The sequence below is a fragment of the Ruegeria jejuensis genome, from assembly GCF_041537905.1.
Lineage (GTDB): Bacteria > Pseudomonadota > Alphaproteobacteria > Rhodobacterales > Rhodobacteraceae > Ruegeria_C.
In genome coordinates this window covers 173,194-189,292 of sequence record NZ_JBGRUO010000002.1, presented here as the reverse complement: position 1 = coordinate 189,292, position 16,099 = coordinate 173,194, and the positions used below count along the sequence as shown (strand labels likewise).

Annotated in this window: 18 protein-coding genes; 13 read left to right on the top strand and 5 right to left on the bottom strand. The window is 62.2% G+C overall.

The window, feature by feature from the left end; translation table 11 throughout:
- Nucleotides 1-20 precede the first annotated feature (20 nt).
- The gene (locus AB1E34_RS03475) at nucleotides 21-410 is read right to left on the bottom strand and encodes a hypothetical protein (RefSeq protein WP_372571100.1); all 390 of its coding nucleotides are present in this window, start codon (nucleotides 408-410) and stop codon (nucleotides 21-23) included.
- A gap of 147 nt (nucleotides 411-557) precedes the next feature.
- Here AB1E34_RS03475 and AB1E34_RS03470 point away from each other — a divergent pair, with 147 nt between their 5' ends.
- On the top strand, nucleotides 558-1,208 hold the full coding sequence (locus AB1E34_RS03470; RefSeq protein WP_372570945.1) for a carbonic anhydrase: 651 nt from the start codon (nucleotides 558-560) through the stop codon (nucleotides 1,206-1,208).
- 10 nt (nucleotides 1,209-1,218) lie between these two features.
- On the opposite strand, the gene AB1E34_RS03465 is transcribed toward AB1E34_RS03470, so the two are convergent.
- On the bottom strand, nucleotides 1,219-2,115 hold the full coding sequence (locus AB1E34_RS03465) for a LysR family transcriptional regulator (RefSeq protein ID WP_372570944.1): 897 nt from the start codon (nucleotides 2,113-2,115) through the stop codon (nucleotides 1,219-1,221).
- Between the two features lie 100 nt (nucleotides 2,116-2,215).
- Between AB1E34_RS03465 and AB1E34_RS03460 the strand changes: the two genes are divergently transcribed.
- Nucleotides 2,216-3,343: an enolase C-terminal domain-like protein gene (locus tag AB1E34_RS03460; RefSeq protein ID WP_372570943.1), complete on the top strand. Its 1,128-nt coding sequence runs from the start codon at nucleotides 2,216-2,218 to the stop codon at nucleotides 3,341-3,343.
- Nucleotides 3,344-3,354: 11 nt separating this feature from the next.
- On the opposite strand, the gene AB1E34_RS03455 is transcribed toward AB1E34_RS03460, so the two are convergent.
- Nucleotides 3,355-3,870, bottom strand: a complete 516-nt coding sequence (locus AB1E34_RS03455) for a winged helix DNA-binding protein (protein ID WP_372570942.1) — start codon at nucleotides 3,868-3,870, stop codon at nucleotides 3,355-3,357.
- A 120-nt stretch (nucleotides 3,871-3,990) separates the two neighbouring features.
- On the opposite strand from AB1E34_RS03455, the gene AB1E34_RS03450 reads away from it, so the two are divergent.
- From AB1E34_RS03450 to AB1E34_RS03410, 9 genes are all read left to right on the top strand, one after another.
- A complete protein-coding gene (locus AB1E34_RS03450) occupies nucleotides 3,991-5,250 on the top strand; it encodes an NAD(P)/FAD-dependent oxidoreductase (protein ID WP_372570941.1) in 1,260 nt (419 codons plus the stop codon).
- 44 nt (nucleotides 5,251-5,294) lie between these two features.
- Nucleotides 5,295-6,278 carry a TRAP transporter substrate-binding protein gene (locus AB1E34_RS03445; RefSeq protein WP_372570940.1) on the top strand — a complete coding sequence of 328 codons (984 nt, stop codon included), beginning with the start codon at nucleotides 5,295-5,297 and terminating at the stop codon, nucleotides 6,276-6,278.
- A 64-nt stretch (nucleotides 6,279-6,342) separates the two neighbouring features.
- Nucleotides 6,343-6,876, top strand: coding sequence for a TRAP transporter small permease (locus tag AB1E34_RS03440; protein ID WP_372570939.1), 534 nt, complete (start codon nucleotides 6,343-6,345; stop codon nucleotides 6,874-6,876).
- Between the two features lies 1 nt (nucleotide 6,877).
- On the top strand, nucleotides 6,878-7,291 hold the full coding sequence (locus AB1E34_RS03435; RefSeq protein ID WP_372570938.1) for a cupin domain-containing protein: 414 nt from the start codon (nucleotides 6,878-6,880) through the stop codon (nucleotides 7,289-7,291).
- 17 nt (nucleotides 7,292-7,308) lie between these two features.
- Nucleotides 7,309-8,625, top strand: a complete 1,317-nt coding sequence (locus tag AB1E34_RS03430) for a TRAP transporter large permease (RefSeq protein WP_372570937.1) — start codon at nucleotides 7,309-7,311, stop codon at nucleotides 8,623-8,625.
- A gap of 98 nt (nucleotides 8,626-8,723) precedes the next feature.
- Complete coding sequence (locus tag AB1E34_RS03425) at nucleotides 8,724-9,641, top strand: hypothetical protein (RefSeq protein ID WP_372570936.1); 918 nt, start codon at nucleotides 8,724-8,726, stop codon at nucleotides 9,639-9,641.
- On the top strand, nucleotides 9,628-10,377 hold the full coding sequence (locus AB1E34_RS03420) for a 5-oxoprolinase subunit B family protein (RefSeq protein WP_372570935.1): 750 nt from the start codon (nucleotides 9,628-9,630) through the stop codon (nucleotides 10,375-10,377). Before AB1E34_RS03425 ends, AB1E34_RS03420 begins: the two co-directional genes overlap by 14 nt.
- Nucleotides 10,374-11,372, top strand: coding sequence for a 5-oxoprolinase subunit C family protein (locus tag AB1E34_RS03415; protein WP_372570934.1), 999 nt, complete (start codon nucleotides 10,374-10,376; stop codon nucleotides 11,370-11,372). Before AB1E34_RS03420 ends, AB1E34_RS03415 begins: the two co-directional genes overlap by 4 nt.
- A gap of 13 nt (nucleotides 11,373-11,385) precedes the next feature.
- A complete protein-coding gene (locus AB1E34_RS03410; protein WP_372570933.1) occupies nucleotides 11,386-12,147 on the top strand; it encodes a LamB/YcsF family protein in 762 nt (253 codons plus the stop codon).
- 90 nt (nucleotides 12,148-12,237) lie between these two features.
- Here the strand turns inward: AB1E34_RS03410 and AB1E34_RS03405 are convergent, their stop codons facing one another.
- Both AB1E34_RS03405 and AB1E34_RS03400 read right to left on the bottom strand, forming a co-directional pair.
- Complete coding sequence (locus AB1E34_RS03405) at nucleotides 12,238-13,662, bottom strand: D-alanyl-D-alanine carboxypeptidase family protein (RefSeq protein ID WP_372571099.1); 1,425 nt, start codon at nucleotides 13,660-13,662, stop codon at nucleotides 12,238-12,240.
- Between the two features lie 236 nt (nucleotides 13,663-13,898).
- Complete coding sequence (locus AB1E34_RS03400) at nucleotides 13,899-14,600, bottom strand: HAD family hydrolase (protein ID WP_372570932.1); 702 nt, start codon at nucleotides 14,598-14,600, stop codon at nucleotides 13,899-13,901.
- A 91-nt stretch (nucleotides 14,601-14,691) separates the two neighbouring features.
- Here AB1E34_RS03400 and clpS point away from each other — a divergent pair, with 91 nt between their 5' ends.
- Nucleotides 14,692-15,033: an ATP-dependent Clp protease adapter ClpS gene (clpS, locus tag AB1E34_RS03395; RefSeq protein ID WP_372570931.1), complete on the top strand. Its 342-nt coding sequence runs from the start codon at nucleotides 14,692-14,694 to the stop codon at nucleotides 15,031-15,033.
- A 75-nt stretch (nucleotides 15,034-15,108) separates the two neighbouring features.
- A complete protein-coding gene (locus AB1E34_RS03390; protein ID WP_372570930.1) occupies nucleotides 15,109-16,089 on the top strand; it encodes a class I SAM-dependent methyltransferase in 981 nt (326 codons plus the stop codon).
- Nucleotides 16,090-16,099 lie beyond the last annotated feature (10 nt).

Below are 16,099 nucleotides of genomic sequence, written 5' to 3'. Positions count from 1 at the left end.
GGCAGCCGCCCGCAAGCCCCTCAGACCGTCAGATCGCGCTGATCCCAGATCGCGGTCAGCGACCGTTCGCCCACCCGTATCAGACGATAAAGCGTTGCGCCGGTGGCGACCGGGTCTTCATTGTCGATCGTGTCGGTCACGTCAGCGGCCACACGGGCCAGTGCCACCATGCCGACCTGTTCCGCAATCGCGACCAGCGAGCGCGCGCTTTTGCGCAGATCGTTCCAGTCCTTGCTGCGCCAGAGCCGTTCACAGACCGACAGGCGAACGGCCAGTTCCTCGACCGCGCGGCACACTACGTCTTCGGCCGACGAATCGCCCAGATCGCGATAAAGCGCCGCCAGTTGGCCAGAATTCAGACGAACGGATTCGTCCTGTATCAATGTGATAATCTTGTCCACCACACACACCCTTGATTCATGTGCCCCCACGGCACGCGGCCATCCTGAGCCGCAGTAGTTTGCAAAAGGTTGTCTTTGGACTGCAAAAAAACTCGAATTCGCGGCAAATAAGAATTATTGCAATCAGAACCGAACGAACAGGATAGGTCAAAGATCATGGAAAACGCCCGGCCCCTGCCAAGCTACCTCGTACAGCGCTATCACGGATGGAAGGCCACAACCTATGCCGAGAACCACGCCTGGTACGAGCGATTGGCCACCGAAGGTCAGCGACCCCGCGCGATGGTGATTTCCTGCTGTGACAGCCGGGTGCATGTCACCTCGATCTTCGGTGCCGATCAGGGCGAGTTCTTTATCCACCGCAACATTGCTAATCTGGTGCCGCCCTATCTACCCGATGGCGACCATCACGGCACAAGCGCGGCGATCGAATACGCGGTGACCGCGCTCAAGGTCACGCATCTGATCGTGCTGGGACATTCCCAATGCGGTGGCGTGCAGGGCTGTATCGACATGTGCAACGGCAAGGCGCCGCAGCTGGAAGCCAAGGAGAGCTTTGTCGGGCGCTGGATGGATATCCTGAAGCCGAAATACGATCTGGTTTCCGACATTGAGGATGCGGTCGAGCAGGCGCGTCAGTTCGAGCGTCAAGCCGTGGTCGCCTCGCTGGAAAACCTGATGAGCTTTCCGTTTGTCGCCTCGGCGGTAGAAGATGACTCGCTCAGCCTGCACGGGCTCTGGACCGATATCGGGGCCGGGGGGCTGGAATATTACGACCCGGCCAGCCAGAAGTTCAAACCGGTCTGACACGCCCGTATCAATCCACTGCCATTGCCGCCATGCTGTCTGAAATCTGGGTCAGAAACTGGCTGCCAATGGCCGAGAGCGGCCGTTCCCGCGCGGTCACGATCACCACATCCAGCAGGATGCGCGGCACGAACCGGCGCAGCACATAACCGCTGCCATCGTCGCTGGACAGGGTGAACGGGTCGACAAAGGTGGCGCCCAACCCCTCTTTCACCATGTTGAGCGCGTTGCGGAACAGATCGGTCTGACAGCGCACCCTCAGGTGGGCGCCGACCGAATGAAACGCCTCGCGCGCGCGGCGGTTCACCATGTGATCGGCCCCCATCACGATGAAGGGCACGTCGCTCAGCAAGGCGGGCGTCAACACGTCATGTTCGGCCAGCGGGCTGTTCTCAGGCAGGGCACAAACGATTTCAAAGAAGAACGGGAGCTTGTGCAACCCGTCATGACGCACCGGCAACTCGCAGATGCCGATCTCGAACAGCCCGGCCATCACCCATTCCTGTATTTTCGAGGAATATTGCGACTGGAACGCGATGGTCAGGTTCGGCTTGTCGGCGGTAAAACGCGCGATCTGGCCGGGCATGAAACCGAAGGCCATCGCATGGCTGGTCGCCACCTGCAATTGCCCCGCCTTCTGGTTCTGCAAGTCCACCACTGCCTGGTTCACATGGTCCAGGCCGCGCACGATCGTGTCGATCTCGTCAAACAGGACCACCGCCTCGGGCGTGGGCAGCAAGCGGCCCCGGCTGCGCTCGAACAGGCGCAGCTTGGTCCGACGCTCCAACTGCGCCAGCAGGTTCGAGATCGCTGGCTGCGAGACGCCCAACTGCTCGGCGGCCCCGGTGACGGTGCCGGTGTCGATGATCGCGTGAAAGGCCTGATACTGCCGGAAATTGGTCTGCATGGGGCCACTCTATAAGATTTAGTGATACCCTGCCAAAAACATAATATTGGAAATGATGAGGCTGGGCGCGCACACTTCCCCAACGGCAGGGAGGGACGCGATGTCAAACCTCGATCAACGCATCACGGGTTTCGATCTGTGGCATCTGGCTTTGCCCGTGCGATCCGCGCGGGACCATGGCATCGGCCGGGTCGAGGGGCATTGCGAGGTCATCATCCTGCGGCTGACCAGCGAAGACGGGAGCCAGGGGTTTGGCGAGGCCTCGCCCTGGTCGGTTTTCACCGGCACGCCCGAGGCAAGCTATGCCGCGCTCGACCGCTATCTGCGCCCTTTGGTGGTCGGGCAGCGTATAGCGGACCGGGCCGGGATCATGGGGCAGGCGGCGCGCGCGGTTGCCCATTGTACCGAGGCGAAGGCGGCGCTGGACAGCGCGCTGCTTGATCTGACCGGACGGATCTCCGGTGTGCCGGTCTGGGCGTTGTTGGGCGGTCGCTGCCGCGATCGCATCCCGTTGAGTTGCTCAATTGCGAACCCGGATTTCGACGCTGATCTCGCATTGATGGAGCGCCTGCGCGACAACGGTGTCGGGATCATCAAGCTAAAAACCGGCTTTCGCGATCACGCCTTTGACGTCATGCGGCTGGAGCGGATTGCCCGCGACTTCTCCGATTTCCGCATCCGTGTGGACTATAATCAGGGGCTGGAGATCGATGAGGCCATGGACCGCGTGCGCGACGTGGCGCAGTTCCGGCCCGATTTCATCGAACAGCCCGTACGCGCCAACGAGTACGGCATGATGGCGCGCCTGCGCGCGGCCATCGACGTGCCTCTGCTGGCCGATGAAAGCGTGTTCGGCCCCGAAGACATGACCCGCGCCGCCTGCGAAGGCATCTGTGACGGCGTGTCGGTCAAGATCATGAAGTCAGGTGGGCTGGCGCGCGGTCAGACCGTCGCCCGGATCGCGGCAGCCAATGGGTTGACCGCCTATGGCGGGGATATGTTCGAGGCGGGTCTTGCCCATCTGTCGGGCACGCACGTGGTCGCGGCGACGCCGGAAATCACATTGGGATGCGAGTTTTATCAGGCGAGCTACTACCTGCGCGAAGACATCCTGCAGACGCCATTCCCGGTGGCCGACGGTCATGTGATCGTGCCGAGCGGCGCGGGGCTGGGCGTGGTGCCGGATATCGACAGGTTGAACCACTATGCCGTTCGGAGGTCCGAATGATCAGCGCAGGATCAATAGACGGTCGCTGCACGCGCGGCCTGATCATACTGGCCGGACATCAGGCGCATCAGGGCCGACAGCCGGCTCATCTGTTCGGCTTCTATGCCCACCTCGTTCATCGCACGCAGCAGCAGCGCTTCGCGAATCTCGCGATACCGCTCGCAGGCCGCCGCGCCGCGTTCGGTGGCCTCGACCGTCTTTTCCTTACCCTGCTTGCCTTCCTGCACCAGCCCCGCCTTGGCCAGTTTCTTGATCGCATAGTTGACCGTGTGGGTATCCTCGACATTCAGCACAAGGCAGATATCGGCCAGTTTCTTGGGTTTGCCGCGATGGCGCACGGTGTGCAGCACGCAGACCTCCAGCGAGGACATATCCGCAAGACCTGCCGCCGCCATGCAGCGGGTGGTCCAGCGCGCAAAGGCGTGGTGGGCGATGATCAGGCCAAATTCAAACTCGCTGACCTCGGGAAAACTGCCTTCGGCAAGATGGGCCGAAGAGACAACCGGGCCAAGAGGGGTATCTGACATGCGCGTGCTCCGATCAATTTTAATTATTTATAAACATTTTGTTGACGTTTTGTCAATGTATGCGATCCTGTGCCTCGAAGAATCGGTGTGCGGCAGGGCTGCGCCCGGCAGGAGATCGCAATGACCACAGATCGCAAAACAGTGGCCATCATTGGTGCAGGCATCGTTGGGGTGTCGGCGGCGATCTGGCTGCAGCGCGAGGGTCACGAGGTCATCCTGATCGACCGCAAGGGTCCGGCAGAGGGCACGTCTTACGGCAATGGCGGGGTGCTGGCGTCCTGCTCGGTGGTGCCGGTCACAACGCCGGGTCTGATCGCCAAGGCGCCAAAGATGCTGTTCAGCGCAGATCAGCCGCTGTTTTTGCGCTACGGGTATCTGCCGCGCCTGTTGCCCTGGCTGCGGAAATACCTCTCACACGCCAATGCAAAGGACACAACGCGCATTGCCTCGGCCCTGACCCCGATCATTGGCGACAGCCTGGAAGATCACACAGCGCTGGCAGCAGGAACCGGGGCAGAGGGCTATATCCATCCCTCCGACTACCTGTTCATCTATGACGATCGCGCCCATTTCGGGTCTGACGCGTTCGGGTGGAATTTACGCAAGGCAAACGGCTTTCACTGGGATGAGCTGGAGGGCGCGGCCTTCCGCGCCTATGATCCGATCTTTTCCGAGGATCTGAACTTCGCAGTCCGTCTGGGCGGTCATGGCCGGATTTCCGACCCCGGCGCCTATGTGCAGGCTCTGGCCTGCCATCTTGAGGCCCGGGGTGGCCGATTCCTGCGGGCCGATGTCGAGGATGTGGTTCAGGAAAACGGGGAGGTCACGGGCATTCGCGCGGGAGGCGAGACACTCGCCTGCGACGCGGCGGTGCTGGCCACCGGGGTCTGGTCGGGGCCGCTGGCCAAGAAACTGGGCCTGAATGTGCCGCTGGAATCCGAACGCGGCTATCATCTGGAATTCTGGGAGCCGTCGGTAATGCCGAAATCCCCAGTCATGATCGCGGGCGGCAAATTCGTCATCACCCCGATGGAGGGCCGGGTGCGTCTTGCCGGTGTTGTCGAATTCGGCGGGCTGGAGGCCCAGCCCTCGCGCGCACCGCTGGACCTGTTGCGCCGCAACGCGGTCAAAGCCATTCCCGGCCTGCGTGGCGCGCATGTGACCGAATGGATGGGCCATCGCCCGGCACCGGCAGATTCGATCCCGGTGATCGGCGAGGTGCCGGGCATTAAAGGCGCATTCACCGGCTTTGGGCATCACCATATCGGCCTGACCGGCGGGCCAAAAACCGGGCGCCTGCTGGCGCAGATGATATCGGGCAGGCAACCAAATATTGACCTGAACGTCTATTCCCCGGCACGTTTCAAAGAGGCCGGGTAACAACAACCAAAAACACCGACCAATCCAATATGGGAGAAGAAAAAATGAAAAAACTGACACATCTGCTGGCCGCCACGGCCCTGACCGCAGCAAGTGCTGCACCGGCTCTGGCCGAGAAATGGGATATGCCGATGGCCTATTCCGGCTCGAACTTTCATTCGGTGACCGGCGCGGAGTTCGCCAAATGCGTCACCACCGGCACCCAGGGCGAGATCGAGATCGTGACGCACCCGTCCGGCTCGCTGTTCCCGGGTGCGCAGATCAAACGCGCGATCCAGACCGGACAGGTTCCGATCGGTGAGCGACTGCTCTCGGGTCACCAGAATGAAGACGCGATCTTTGGTGTGGATTCCGTGCCTTTCCTCGCGACCTCCTTTGATGATGCCGACAAGCTCTGGAATGCCGCAAAGCCGACGCTGGAAAAGGTGCTGGCCGATCAGAACCTGACGCTGCTTTACTCGGTGCCATGGCCGCCGCAGGGCCTCTATTTCCGGGACGAGGTGAATTCGGTCGCGGATATGGAAGGGGTCAAGTTCCGCTCCTACAACAACGCCACCGCGCGTCTGGCGGAACTGACCGGTATGCTGCCGGTCACGATCGAAGCCGCCGAAATCAGCCAGGCCTTTGCCACCGGCGTAGCCGACTCGATGGTCAGCTCTGGCGCTACCGGGTATGACCGCAAGGTCTGGGAAAGCCTGAACCATTTCTACGAGGTCGATGCCTGGCTGCCGCGCAACTACATCATGGTGAATTCCGATGTCTGGTCGGGTGTGTCGGATGGCAACAAGGCGGTGGTTCAGGCCTGCGCCGACTTGGCGGAATACGCGGGCACGTGGCGCGCGGTTCAATATACCGACTTTACCCTCAAGGGCCTACGCGATGGCGGCATGAGCGTTGCCCCGGCAAGCGACCAGCTGAAGGGCGAGTTGCAGCAGATCGGTGAAACCATGACCGCTGAATGGCTCGAGGCCGCTGGCCCGGATGGCGCGGCTATCGTTGAAGCCTTCAAAGCGTCCAAGGCAGAGTAAACCCGACCCAGGGGCAGGCCTGTGGTCTGCCCCCAACCCCACTCAAAACGGACAGGGGGACCTGATGGCACTCGCAAAGCGGCTGCGCGCCGCGCTTGATTTCCTGTATCTCGGCTCGGGCATTCTGGCCGCGCTCTGCCTGATCGCGATCCTGATCCTGATCGTGGTGCAGATGCTGGCCCGCTGGACCGGCGAGGTTTTTCCTGGCGCACCCGACTATGCCGGTTACGCCATGGCCGCTGCCTCATTCCTAGCCTTTGCCAACGCGCTGAACCGCGGCGCACATATCCGGGTGTCGATCCTGATCAACGCGGTCGGGCCGAAAGTGCAGCGGATCATCAATATCTGGTGTTTCGCCATCGGCACGGCGGTGGCGTGGTATTTCGTCCGCTATTGCGTGAACTTCGTCTACTGGTCGTGGAAATTCAACGATGTCAGCCAGGGTCAGGATCGCACCGCGCTCTGGATTCCGCAATCTGTGATGCTGCTGGGTGCTGTGATCTTTGCGATCGCGCTGACCGACCACCTGATCAGCCTCATCCTCAAAGGCGATCACCGCATCCAGCGCGATCTGGTCGATCAGAGTTTTGGTGAATGACATGACACATACCAGAGGATTTCCCGCCATGATCCGCGCTGCTGCCGCCATCGCCCTGTTTGCCATCACTCCGATTTTCGCCTTCGCCGAGGGGGTCATCACCCGAACCGAGTTGTCGCGCGCCGATGTGCCGGGCTCTGACACGCATGAGGTGATCGTCGCGCGGCTTGAGATCGAGCCGGGCGCAACGGTGCCCCGCCATACCCATCACGGCGACGAGCATCTCGTCGTCATTATCGGTGGCACCATGCAGACCGGTGACGGCAAGCAGATTCCGTTTCCCGACGGCATGGCCGCGCATTTTCCGCAAGGTGAACCGCATGGTGGCCTGACCAATGCGGGCGATACCGTGATGGTCGCCATCACCACCCATGTGGTCGAAAAGGGCAAGCCCCTGAACGTCCTCGTCGAATGATGCGGAAAGGATAAGACATGGAAGACTTTTCGATCATCATCCTGTTTCTCTTCGTGCTCTTCCTGCTGCTGGGCACCGGGGTCTGGGTCGGGCTGGCACTAATGGGCGTGGCCTGGGTCGGGATGGAACTGTTCACCTCGCGTCCCGTGGGCGATGTCATGATCACTACGATCTGGACGGCCTCGTCGTCGTGGACCTTGACGGCGCTGCCGCTGTTCATCTGGATGGGAGAGATTCTGTATCGAACGCGGCTCAGCGAGGATATGTTCAAGGGCCTCGCGCCCTGGATGGCGGGTCTGCCCGGCGGGCTGGTCCATACCAATATCGTGGGCTGTACGGTTTTTGCTGCGGTCTCCGGCTCGTCGGCGGCAACGCTGACCACGGTTGGCAAGATGTCGATCCCCGAGCTGCGCAAGCGGGAATATCCTGAACCGATGATCATTGGCACGCTGGCCGGGGCGGCAACGCTTGGTCTGATGATCCCGCCCTCGCTGACGCTTATCGTCTATGGCGTGACCATCAATGAGAGCATCTCGAAGCTGTTTTTTGCCGGTATCCTGCCCGGCCTCGTGCTGGCGGCGATGTTCATGGCCTATGTGGCGATCAGCAGCCGTGTTTCAAAGAAATGGAACCCGGCGCAGGAGCCGCCATTGACCATGAGCCAGCGGGTCGCCAATTCGCGTTTCCTGCTGCCTGTGATCTGCCTGATTCTCGTGGTGATTGGTTCGATGTATCTGGGCTATGCCACGGCGACCGAGGCGGCGGCATTCGGCGTGATCGGCGGGCTTGTTCTGGCCGCCAGTCAGGGTTCGCTTACCTGGAAGACCTTTACCGAAAGCCTGATGGGGGCCACCCGCACCTCGGCGATGATCGCGCTGATTCTTGCCGGTGCGGCCTTCCTGTCGCTGTCGATGGGGTTCACCGGGTTGCCGCGTGGACTGGCTGATCTGATCGCGCAGTGGGAGCTCAGCAAGTTCCAGCTGCTGATGGTGCTGCTGGTCTTTTATATCGTGCTGGGCATGTTCCTTGATGGAATCTCGTCGGTGGTGCTGACCATGGCGGTGGTCGAGCCGATGGTGCGGCAGGCGGGCATCGACCTGATCTGGTTCGGTATCTTCATTGTGGTTGTCGTCGAGATGGCGCAGATCACGCCGCCCATCGGGTTCAACCTGTTCGTACTGCAAGGCATGACCAATCATGAGATGGGCTTTATCGCGCGTGCCGCTTTCCCGATGTTCCTGATCATGGTGCTGATGGTCTTTGTGCTGATCCTGTTTCCGGAGATCGCAACCTGGCTGCCCGAAAACCTCAGGCAAGCGCCGGGCGGCGGCTAGGCGCGACCAAGGCCTGACCAGGCAGGCGGCGTGAACCGCCGCCTGCACATCTCAAACCAACTGACCAGCAGAAGGGTCCGCAAGGGCAATCCCGCCGCATGACCGCGCTCATCTTCATCGCTAGATATGGGAAGCTTGCGCTGATCTGCGGCTTGCTTGCCGGGTTGCTGCTGCCCGATCTCGCACAGGTGCTGCGCTGGTGGATTCCGGAATTGGTGGCGCTGCTTTTGTTCCTGACTGCCTTTCGCATCGGCCCGATTGATGCGCTCGCCAATCTGGCAGAGCTGGGTCGTACGGCGCTGGTGGTGCTGGTGCTGCAACTGGCACTGCCGGTTGGCTTCCTGCTGATGCTGAGCCTGCTGGGCCTGCCGGTCACGCCCCTTGCGCTGGCGCTGGCGCTGGTCATGGCCGCGCCCTCGGTTACGGGATCGGCCAATTTCGCCATCCTGCTCAATGGCGATCCGGCCCCGGCGCTGCGCCTTTTGATTCTTGGTACGGCGCTGCTGCCGCTGACCTGCATTCCCGTTTTCGCCCTGTTGCCCGGCTTCGGGGATATCGGCGATGTTCTGGCCGCCGCGTTGCGTCTGCTGGCGGTCATTCTGGGGGCCGCAGCCCTTGGGTTTGCCCTTCGCCACTGGCGCGCGCCGGACCTGCCCGAGCGGGGCCGCAAGGCGACGGATGGCCTGACAATGATAGTGCTCGCCGTGGTGGTCATTGGGTTGATGTCCGCGATCCGCCCGGCGCTGGAAACCGACCCGCTCAATCTGCTCTTTTGGGTGGGGGTCGCCTTTGCGCTGAATTTCGGCCTGCAGGGGCTGGCCTATGTCACCCTGCGTCGCAGAGGGTATCCGGCTGCGGTGCCCACATCCATCGTCGCAGGCAACCGCAATTTCGCGCTGTTCTTCGTCGCGCTCTCGCCCGAGGCCACCGAGCCGCTGCTGATCTTTCTGGGCTGCTATCAGTTCCCCATGTATCTTACCCCGACCCTGTTGCGGAGGTTCTATGACCCACGCTGACGCCTTCCCCCAAATCCGCCCGCTTGGGCTGGATGGCCTGTTGGTCAGTTTTTCCGACACGATGTCTGAGCCTGCCAATCGCGCGGCGCTTGCCTTTCGTGAAGCGGCCCGGCTGGATCTGCCCGATGGCGTGATCGAGACCTCGACCTCTTTGGCTTCGGCCTATTTCCGGTTCGATCCGCTGACGCTGCCCCATAGCATTCTGCGCGGGGCGCTTGAGCATCTGCTTGGCACGCAAGACTGGTACGCCACCCCTTTGCCGGAGGGCCGCAGGCTCTGGCGGGTGCCGACGGTTTATGGCACCGAACTGGCCCCGCAACTGGACGAGGCCGCCGCGCTGGCGGGGATGTCGCCGGAGGAGGCGGTGCAAAGGCTCAGCACGTCGCGCGTGAGGGTGCTGACCATCGGTTTCGCGCCGGGTCAGCCTTATCTGGGGCCGCTCGGCCCCGAATTTGACATCCCCCGACAGCAGGACCTGACCCCGACCGTACCTGCGGGCGCGCTGGTTCTGGCGATCTCGCAATTCGTGCTGTTTTCAGGTGCCGCGCCGACTGGCTGGCGGCATGTGGGGCAGACCGCGTTTCGATGTTTCCGTCCCGATCACGCGCGCAGTTTTGCGCTGGCTCCGGGCGACGAGATGATCTTCGCCGCCGTCTCGCCCGAGGAATTTGCCGAGATCAGGGCGAGAGATGGTGATGGCAATGGCGGTGCAACGGTCGAGGAGATCACCGCATGAGCCTGATCGTCCACAGCATCGGCCCCGCCTGCACGATTCAGGATCAGGGGCGACCGGGCTATCTGGATCAGGGCCTGTCCCGCTCGGGCGCGGCTGATCTGCTGGCGCTTCACGAAGGGGCAGCTCTGCTGGGTCAGCGGCCCGATTGCGCGGCGCTGGAAATGGCAGGGTTTGGCGGCACGTTCGAAGCGACGGAGGAGATCGGCATCGCGCTCACAGGTGCGCCGATGCAGGTCAGCATCGACGGTGCGCCGGCTGCCTGGAACGCCTCGCATCTGCTGACCAGCGGGCAGATGCTGACCATCGGCGCGGCGCGGCAGGGCATTTACGGCTATCTGCACGTGGCGGGCGGGATCGACGCGAAGCCCATACTCGGCTCTCGTTCAGCCCATCTGACCGCGAAAGTCGGCGAGACGGTTGCGGCAGGTGACCTGCTGCCGACCGGCGCGGGTCATGGGCAGGCTGGCTTCAAGATCGCCAGCACCGATCGTTTCAATGGCGGCACCCTGCGCGTCATCGCCAGCGTTCAGACCAGCCTGTTCAGCGCGGCAACGCTCGACCGGCTGGAGAGCACCACCTTCCACCGTGGCGCACGCGCCAACCGGATGGGCATGCAGCTGGACATGGAGGGGCCGGGGTTTGCCGCCGAGGGGCAGTTGAACATCCTCTCCGAGGTCATCACGCCCGGTGATATCCAAATGACGGGCAGCGGCAACCCCTTTATCCTGCTGCCCGAATGCCAGACCACCGGCGGTTATCCGAGGATTGCGACTGTCATCCCCTGTGACCTTCCGCGCGCGGTGCAGGCCCCATCGGGCGCATCGCTCAGGTTCCAGTTCGTAACACTCGAAGACGCACTCGCCCTGCACGCCGCGTTCGAGGCTGAACTGGCGCGTTTGCCCAAGCGCGTCGAACCACTGGTGCGCGATCCCCATGACATCGCCGATCTTCTGTCCTACCAACTTGTCAGCGGGATGATCTCCGCCACCGATTAGGGAGACTAGACACATGACCTCAGTCGATCTCAACGCCGATATGGGCGAAAGCTTTGGACCCTGGAAAATGGGCGATGATGAAAGCCTGCTCGATATCATCACCAGCGCCAACATCGCCTGTGGTTTTCATGCGGGTGATCCGGATGTGATGGCGAATACCATGGCCCTGGCGGCGCGGAACGGGGTCGGCATTGGGGCACATCCCGGCTTTGGCGACCTGCAGGGCTTTGGTCGTCGCCGCATGGTGTTGCCGCATGACAGCCTGCGCAATCTGGTGCGCTATCAGTTGGGCGCGGCGCGCGGCATGGCGCAGGCGCTCGGGACGCAAGTGCGACACCTGAAACTGCACGGGGCGCTGTCGAACATGGCCTGTACCGACTATGACATGGCGCGCGCCTGCTATGAGGCCGCGCTTGAGGTGGATCCGGAGATCATCATCATGGTTTTGGCCGCCACAGAGATGGAGCGCGTGGTGCGTGATCTTGGCTGTCGCTGGGTGGGCGAGATTTTTGCGGACCGCGCCTATAATGACGACGGCACACTGGTGGACCGCTCGCTGCCCGGCGCGGTGATCCACGATCCTGATCTGGCGGGGCCGCGCATGTTGGAGATGGTGCGCGAAGGCGCGATCATCACCGAAAGCGGCAAACGTATCGAGACCTCGATCGACACAATCTGCCTGCATGGGGATACGCCAACGGCCGTGGCGCTGGCCCGCTCCGTCCGCCACTGCCTGACCGAAGGCGGGGTGGATGTGAAGATGTTTGGCGCATAGCCCCAGACAGGGCGCTTTTCACCGACCAAAAAAATGACGGCCACGTGGTGGGGCGTGGCCGTCAGGTCGTCATGGTTCGGGTCTTGTTTGTTAGGAGGGCCCGATCATGAAACAAGTTACGTTACGGGCCTGAAGCCTGCGGCAGGCCAGATCGGCTTGCTCGCGGGTCATGCCTTGAAAGGTCGCCTCAAACCCCTTCGAGGATTGGTTTACCTTGCGCAGCGTGCCATCCAGCGTCGACATTTCGGCCAGCGCCGTGCGCAGCAGGACCTTTTCGGCCTTGTAGCGCGTAGTGTAGCGACCCACATTGACGCCCCAGTGATGCCCGCCCGAGGTTGAAAGCCGCGTGACCACCTCAGGTTTCACCGCCTGTGTTTCCGCGTCGGTCGTGGCCTTCGCCAGCACCAGATTCTCCGGGCGCAGGGCCGGGCGGGTCGAGGAGGCGGGCGGCGGCGTCACGGTTTTCGACCCCACATCCGCAGCCACGATGGCTGCCGTAATGCCCGCCTGTATCCGGTCGCCATTCTGCTCGGCCGTTGTGGTCACTGCATCCGCGACCACAATTGCGCTAGCGCTTGGGCGCACACGCGGGCGCAGGCTCTTCTTGGGTGCGCCCGCCAGACGGATGGTCTTGCCGGGGCTGGTATCGCCAAGGCCCGAATTGCCCGCATAGGCCGGGCGGCCGGGCTTGCGGATCGGTGCGCGCGATGGTGCCCGGCGGAACCCCATGTCGAGCAGTTCGGCGACGCGAGCATTGCGCGAGGCGGTCGACTGGCCGCCGAAGACAGTTGCGATGATGCGCTCATTGCCGCGCTTGGCCGAGGCAACAAGGTTGAACCCCGCTGCACGGGTATAGCCGGTCTTGATCCCGTCAGCGCCCTTGTAGGCGGCCAGCAGGCGGCGGTTGGTATTGTTCACGGTCTTGATCCCCGCATGCGTCGAGCGCCGCGAGAACAGGTTATAATATTGCGGATAATCGTAGAGCATGTGGCGGCCCAGCGTGGTCATGTCACGCGCCGTCGACAGGTGCCCCTTTTCGGTCAGGCCATGGGCGTTCTTGAACGTGGTGCGTGTCATGCCCATTGCTTTGGCGGTGCGTGTCATCCGGCGTGCAAAGGCCGCTTCGGAGCCGCTGATGGCGATCCCGATGGCGGTGGCCGCGTCATTAGCCGATTTCACAGCCGCCGCCCGGATCAGATAGCGGAACGCGATTTTCTGGCCGGAGCGCAGTCCGAGCTTCGACGGCGGCTCTGCAGCGGCGGCCTTGGGGATGCGCACTTTCGTATCCAGATCGATCTCGCCGTTACGCACCGCTTCGAACGCGATATAGAGCGTCATCATCTTGGTCAGAGAGGCGGGATGCAGCCGCGTATCCGCGTTACGGGAATGCAGAACCTCGCCGGTTCGTGCGTCGATCACCATAGCCGCATAAGGCGCTGCCGCAACACTGAGCGGCAACAGCACACAGAGCCAAATAAGAGTGAGTATAATAAGGCCCCATCGGGCCGACTTCATCCGCCGAACCTGCACGATCATTTCTCTATCTGCCTCTGGCCGCCTGATTATTTCGGGCTGGCTCTGTTTGATAATTGCACCAACGCTAACACAGCATCGTTGCGAAATAAACGGTGAGATTGGGCTGAGTGCAAAAATTGGGGCAAATGGGAAACCCATATCTTGTGGCTGAATCACGCTTTTCCGCTAAGATTGGGATTGCCCAAAATTTGCTGCGCTTTCTTAATTTGCCAGGGTCATCCCAACGCGCGCACCAGATCGCAAAGGCCTGACAAATCGGGCAGTTCGCGGAACCGGGTTGCGTGATGCGGCGTCTCGGCCCGTTCCAGGTCCCACAGCAACGCATGCGGCACGTGAACGCCCCAGCCTCCGGCCTCGATCGCGGGCACCACATCCGAGCGGATGGAATTGCCCACCATCATCGCGTGTTCCGCGCCATTGCCGTGGCGGGCGAAGACGTCGGAGTAGATTGCGGGAGTCTTTTCCGATACGATCTCGACCGCGTCGAACAGCTCGCCCAGACCCGATTGCGCCAGCTTGCGCTCCTGATCCAGCAGGTCGCCCTTGGTCACCAGCACCACCCGATGGGTGTCTGCAACTGCCGCGACCGCCTCGGCGGCATGGGGCAGCAACTCGATGGGATGGGCCAGCATCTCGTGCCCCGCGTCGATCAATTCCCGGATCGCGGATGCGGGCACCCGGTCTTGTGTCACCTCCAGCGCGGTTTCGATCATCGACAGGACAAAGCCTTTGATCCCATAGCCATAGCGCCCCAGATTGCGCCGCTCGGCGGCCAGCAACCGCTCCATCAGGTGATCGCGCGCGGCATGATCTGCCAGCAGATCGGCGAACCGGTCCTGCGTCAGCTGGAAGAACCGCTCATTATGCCAGAGCGTATCGTCGGCGTCGAAACCGACCGTGGTCAGATTGCGTGACATGGGCTTCGTGTTCGCGGGCTCTTTTCGAGGGTCGTAGAAACGTTATATAACCCCCTATGTGATTTCCAAGCGAGAGCGGATTCTCTGCACCATGCAGCCTTTTCTTGTAACAATGTCGAATGACCCGGATGATGATCCGGCGCTCTCGATTCTGGTCGAAACCCGGCCAAAGACCCAGCGCCCTCCGCTCTATAAGGTGCTGCTGCTCAATGATGACTACACACCCATGGAATTTGTGGTGCATGTGCTGGAGCGGTTTTTCGGCATGACCCACGCGCAAGCCTTCGAGGTGATGCTGACCGTCCACAAGAAGGGCGTTGCCGTAGTCGGCGTGTTCAGCCACGAGATCGCCGAGACCAAGGTGGGTCAGGTGATGGATTTCGCGCGCCGCCATCAACACCCGCTGCAATGCACCATGGAAAAAGAGGAGTAAGGCGGTTGACCGCCCCGGCCTCAAGGCGCAGGCTCTGCCGCACCAATTGGTGACGGCGCAGGATCAAACCACGCGATGTCAATACGTCTAGACCTTGCCCGCGACAGCGGCCTGACGCTGTCCGACGCGCTGTCGGTGCTGTTGCCCACGCCGGCGCAGGATCTGTCAGACCTGCCCCGAACAACCGAACTGGTGCAGCCCTTTAAGCCGTTTCACGACCATTTTGCCGCTCAGGGGTTCAGCAGCGTTGATGCTAGCGATGCACCTTGTGGCGATGTCATCCTTTTTGTCCCGCGCGCCAAGGCGCAAGCAAGGGCACTGGTGCATCATGCCTGCCAACGGGCCAGTGGCAAAATTGTGGTGGACGGTGTCAAGACCGACGGTATCGACAGCCTGCTCAAGGAGGTGCGCAAACGGGTGCCGGTCGAGGGGCCGATCTCCAAAGCGCATGGCAAGATTTTCTGGTTCGCCGCTGATGCGGATGCGTTTTCAGACTGGGCTTTGTCCGACATGACGCTGGCCGGTGGCTACAGGACCGTGCCGGGCGTGTTTTCCTCGGACGGGATCGACCCGGCATCGGAACTGCTGATCGCCGCCATGCCGGATCGCCCCGGCGCACGGATTGCCGATTTGGGGGCCGGGTGGGGCTATCTCTCGTCGCGGCTTCTGGAACGCGAGGGGGTGCACTCCATTGATCTGGTTGAGGCCGATCATGTCGCGCTGGACTGCGCACGCCACAACATCTCCGATCCGCGCGCGCGGTTTCACTGGGCCGATGCGCTGAACTGGGCCGCGCCCGAGCCGCTGGATACGGTCGTGATGAACCCGCCCTTCCACACCTCGCGCGCTGCCGATCCAGCGCTGGGCCGCGGCTTTATCGCTGCAGCCGCGCGTTCGCTTGCACCCAGTGGTCAGCTTTGGATGGTGGCAAACCGCCATCTGCCCTATGAGGCCGCGCTGGAGGCGCATTTCACCCGGTTCGAAGAGCTTGGCGGCGATGCCCGGTTCAAGATTTTCAACGCCACCCGTCCGCGCCGCCGGGCCGGGGCATCCTAGGTCAGAGCGG